7 protein-coding genes are annotated in these 2,922 nt (G+C 49.0%); 2 read left to right on the top strand and 5 right to left on the bottom strand.

What is annotated here, in order from left to right; translation table 11 throughout:
• Nucleotides 1-297 (top strand): DUF1292 domain-containing protein (locus J7K79_RS06415; RefSeq protein ID WP_296906520.1); only part of this gene is annotated, 297 nt, incomplete at its 5' end.
• Between the two features lie 31 nt (nt 298-328).
• Here the strand turns inward: J7K79_RS06415 and rpsR are convergent.
• The 4 genes from rpsR to J7K79_RS06395 form a co-directional block, all read right to left on the bottom strand.
• Entirely contained in the window at nt 329-556 is a 228-nt protein-coding gene (gene rpsR, locus J7K79_RS06410; protein WP_296906517.1) for a 30S ribosomal protein S18, read from the bottom strand.
• Between the two features lie 14 nt (nt 557-570).
• Nucleotides 571-999 carry a single-stranded DNA-binding protein gene (locus tag J7K79_RS06405; protein WP_296906514.1) on the bottom strand — a complete coding sequence of 143 codons (429 nt, stop codon included), beginning with the start codon at nt 997-999 and terminating at the stop codon, nt 571-573.
• Nucleotides 999-1,382: a 30S ribosomal protein S6 gene (gene rpsF / locus J7K79_RS06400; RefSeq protein ID WP_296906511.1), complete on the bottom strand. Its 384-nt coding sequence runs from the start codon at nt 1,380-1,382 to the stop codon at nt 999-1,001. The genes J7K79_RS06405 and rpsF overlap by 1 nt, the downstream gene beginning before the upstream one ends.
• A 75-nt stretch (nt 1,383-1,457) precedes the next feature.
• A complete protein-coding gene (locus tag J7K79_RS06395) occupies nt 1,458-1,913 on the bottom strand; it encodes a metal-dependent transcriptional regulator (protein WP_296906509.1) in 456 nt (151 codons plus the stop codon).
• Nucleotides 1,914-1,991: 78 nt separating this feature from the next.
• Here J7K79_RS06395 and J7K79_RS06390 point away from each other — a divergent pair, with 78 nt between their 5' ends.
• Entirely contained in the window at nt 1,992-2,306 is a 315-nt protein-coding gene (locus tag J7K79_RS06390; protein WP_296906506.1) for a hypothetical protein, read from the top strand.
• Here the strand turns inward: J7K79_RS06390 and J7K79_RS06385 are convergent.
• On the bottom strand, nt 2,294-2,922 hold a 629-nt coding region (locus J7K79_RS06385; protein ID WP_366932598.1), incomplete at its 5' end, for an FAD-dependent protein. The two genes, J7K79_RS06390 and J7K79_RS06385, sit on opposite strands and share 13 nt — an antisense overlap.

The following is a 2,922-nucleotide window of genomic DNA, read 5'->3' as shown; positions in this document are numbered from 1 at the left end:
GAACATCAGACGGAAGTCTTCAGCCTGTTCGACCAGGATGGGAACGAGGTGTTCTTCCACAAACTGGGCGAAGTTGAAGACGAAGGGAATACCTTCTGGGTCTGCGAAGAGGTCTTCCTGAACGACGCAAAGGATATGATAGAGGACCTCGGTGAGGTTTACATCTTCAAAGCAGACGAGACTCCCGAAGGCGTTATGCTGGAAGGAGTAGAATACAATACCGCAAAGAAGGTGTTCGAAAAGTGGCAGCAGAGTATTCCGGACATCGAAGAGATGTTCTTTGAAGGCGAGGAATGAAAAAAGGGCGCCTCGGCGCCCTTTTGTTTTCTCATATCTTCAGGTAAGGGAGCAGTCCCATCTGTCTTGCCCTTTTGATGGCCACCTTCACCATCCTCTGATGTTTGGAGCAGGTTCCGGTGAGTCTCTTCGGGATGATCTTTGCCTTGTCCGTGAGGAACTCACTGAGGAGCTTTGTGTCTTTATAGTCAACATAGTCCAATTTCATCTCACAGAGTCTGCACTTTTTGATCTTCTTTCTTCTCCTTCTGTAAGCCACAGCACACACCTCCTTCAAAATGGTGGTTCGTCTTCACGGAAAGTGTCATCAGTGAAGTCTTCCTCTGGAATCTCCAGCTTTTCTTCCATGTCCTCGGTGGGTGTTTCAGCCGGCTTTCTATCCATGAACCTCACAACGTTCGCAACCACCTCTGGAGAGACTCTCTTTTCTCCGGTCTGTGTTTCCCATCTTCTCATTCTCATTTCGCCTTCAACGAGGATGAGCCTTCCCTTGGTGAGATACGTTCTTGCAAATTCTGCGAGCCTTCCAAAGGTCACCACCCTGAAGAAATCTGTCGTTTGAGCATCGTCGGGAGCGTTCTTTCTAGGAACCCTGTCCACCGCTATCGTGAAAGTGGTAACGGGCGTTCCACTCAGGGTGTATCTCTCTTCTGGATCTCTCACAAGCCTTCCGATGAGGATGATCCTGTTGAAAAAAGACATCAGGATTCGGTTCCTCCTTCACCTTCAGAGGTCTCCGCAGCCGCCTTTTCCCTCTGAGCTTTTCTTTCTTTCTTTTCCAGGTCGAACCTCCTGAAGGTCTGCCATCTGATGATTTCGGGGGTTACTCTGTAGAAGTTTTCGAGTTCCTGAAGATGCTGTCCGTCGCATCTGAAGTAGATCACCGTGTAGTCTCCTTCACTGAACTTCTTGATCTCGTAGGCAAACTTCCTCATGCCCATCCTCTCGATCTTGTCGATCTTTCCCTTGACCCTCTCTTCGATGATGCTCCTGGTCTTCTCGACGAGTTTTTCTCTTTCTTCTTCCGGTACGTTTGGTGCGATGATGAACATGCTCTCGTAGATTCTCTCTTTCACGTAAGCCACAAAAACTCACCTCCCTCGGACATCTGGCCCCACCTCCACGGGGTGGAGCGGGATTTCACTTCCTCGATTATACCATCACCTCTTGAGCCTGCAAAGGGTTGGAAACTCTCCTGTTTCCAGATATTCTTTGAATCCTTCTATACAGATGGGTGTTATGTGAGGGCAGTGTGCGAGAAAGTTCATGAAGTCGACGACTCTGTCTGCGATCTTCTCCTCCAAGTTAAAGAAGATTTCCCAGGCGCCCTTTTCTGCCTCCTTTTCGTCGAGAAAGAGGATCTTCTTTAAAAACTCTTTCAGGTTGTTGAAGCGTTCCACCTCTTTCTGAGCAAGTTCCATGCCCTTTCTTGTCAGTGAGATTGGCCCTCTTCTCACGTAATTTATGAGTTTTTTGGCCGCAAGATCCTCGAGAATCTGCTTGGCAGACGGCATCTTCACCCTGAGAAAGTCCGAGACCCTCTTCAGTCTCGTGCTTCCCTCGTCCAGTGTCATAAGAACCGCAAGAAGGTATCGCTTCTCGGTTGGTGATAACATGTTCCTACCTCCCTTTAAGGTAATTCTAACACAGAGGGTCAGGATGGTAGAATATCGTTGAACACGAACGAAGGGGTGATGAAGTTGAAGTTCTTCGGAATGGTTCTGATACTCCTTGGAGTACTCATACTTCTTTCTGTTTTCAACGTGTTCGATGTTTCCTTTGGAAAGTTTCTCGGGATCGCCTTTGCGGTTCTTTTCGGATACGCAGGGATAAGTGCCCTTGTAAAGAAGGGCTTCCCAAACGGTCTTGTTTCCTGTGCCATAGCCACCGTTATTGTGCTTCACATCCTTGGTGTGCACAGGTTCACCTTTTGGGAGGGATTCATTGTTTTCTTCTCTGTTCTTCTCATAGAGTGGGGGTTCTTCGCCATACTGGCTCACAGAGGCTGAATCTTCATCCCCAGAGCTCTCATGTAGCCCATCGATGTGGCGTACTGGACCGATCTTGTCCAGCCAGAGCAATCTCCAACGACGTGAAGTCCTTCCACCACGTCGTTCAGGAACTTGTTGGTGTAAAACTTCACCTCAACCGCGTAGAGCAGGTTGTCGAAGTAGGCAACTCCCGGTATCACCCTGTCGAGGTTTTCAACGAAGTCCACGAGGGATTCTCTTATCTTCGAGGGAAAGACGAGGTTCGCATCTCCGAGGATGTAGCTCCCGGAGTCCAGAGTGGGATGAACCCTGCCGAGTCTTTTGGTCCTTCTGAACTCTTTGAAATCACCGTACGTTTGAAGGATCACTTTCTCTTTGTCCCCCGCCAGGATGTTTGCAAGCTTTGCGAGGTTCACTCCGTAGCCCGTTGGATCCTTAAACGGCTCTGTGAAGCGCGTGGTGACGAGGATGGCAAAGTTCGTGTTCCCTGTCTTTCGAAGACTGTCGGAGTATCCGTTCACCGTGGTGAAGTCCTCGTATTTCTCCAGTGTCACCCTTCCAGCCGGATTCTGACAGAAAATTCTGCAAATGTAACCAGTCTTCGTTCTGTACCGGATCTTCACCTCGTACATGT

Origin of the sequence: Thermotoga sp., from assembly GCF_021162145.1 — a bacterium.
Lineage (GTDB): Bacteria > Thermotogota > Thermotogae > Thermotogales > Thermotogaceae > Thermotoga.
Note: the sequence above shows the minus strand (reverse complement) of the source record. Positions and strands in the feature narration are given on the sequence as shown.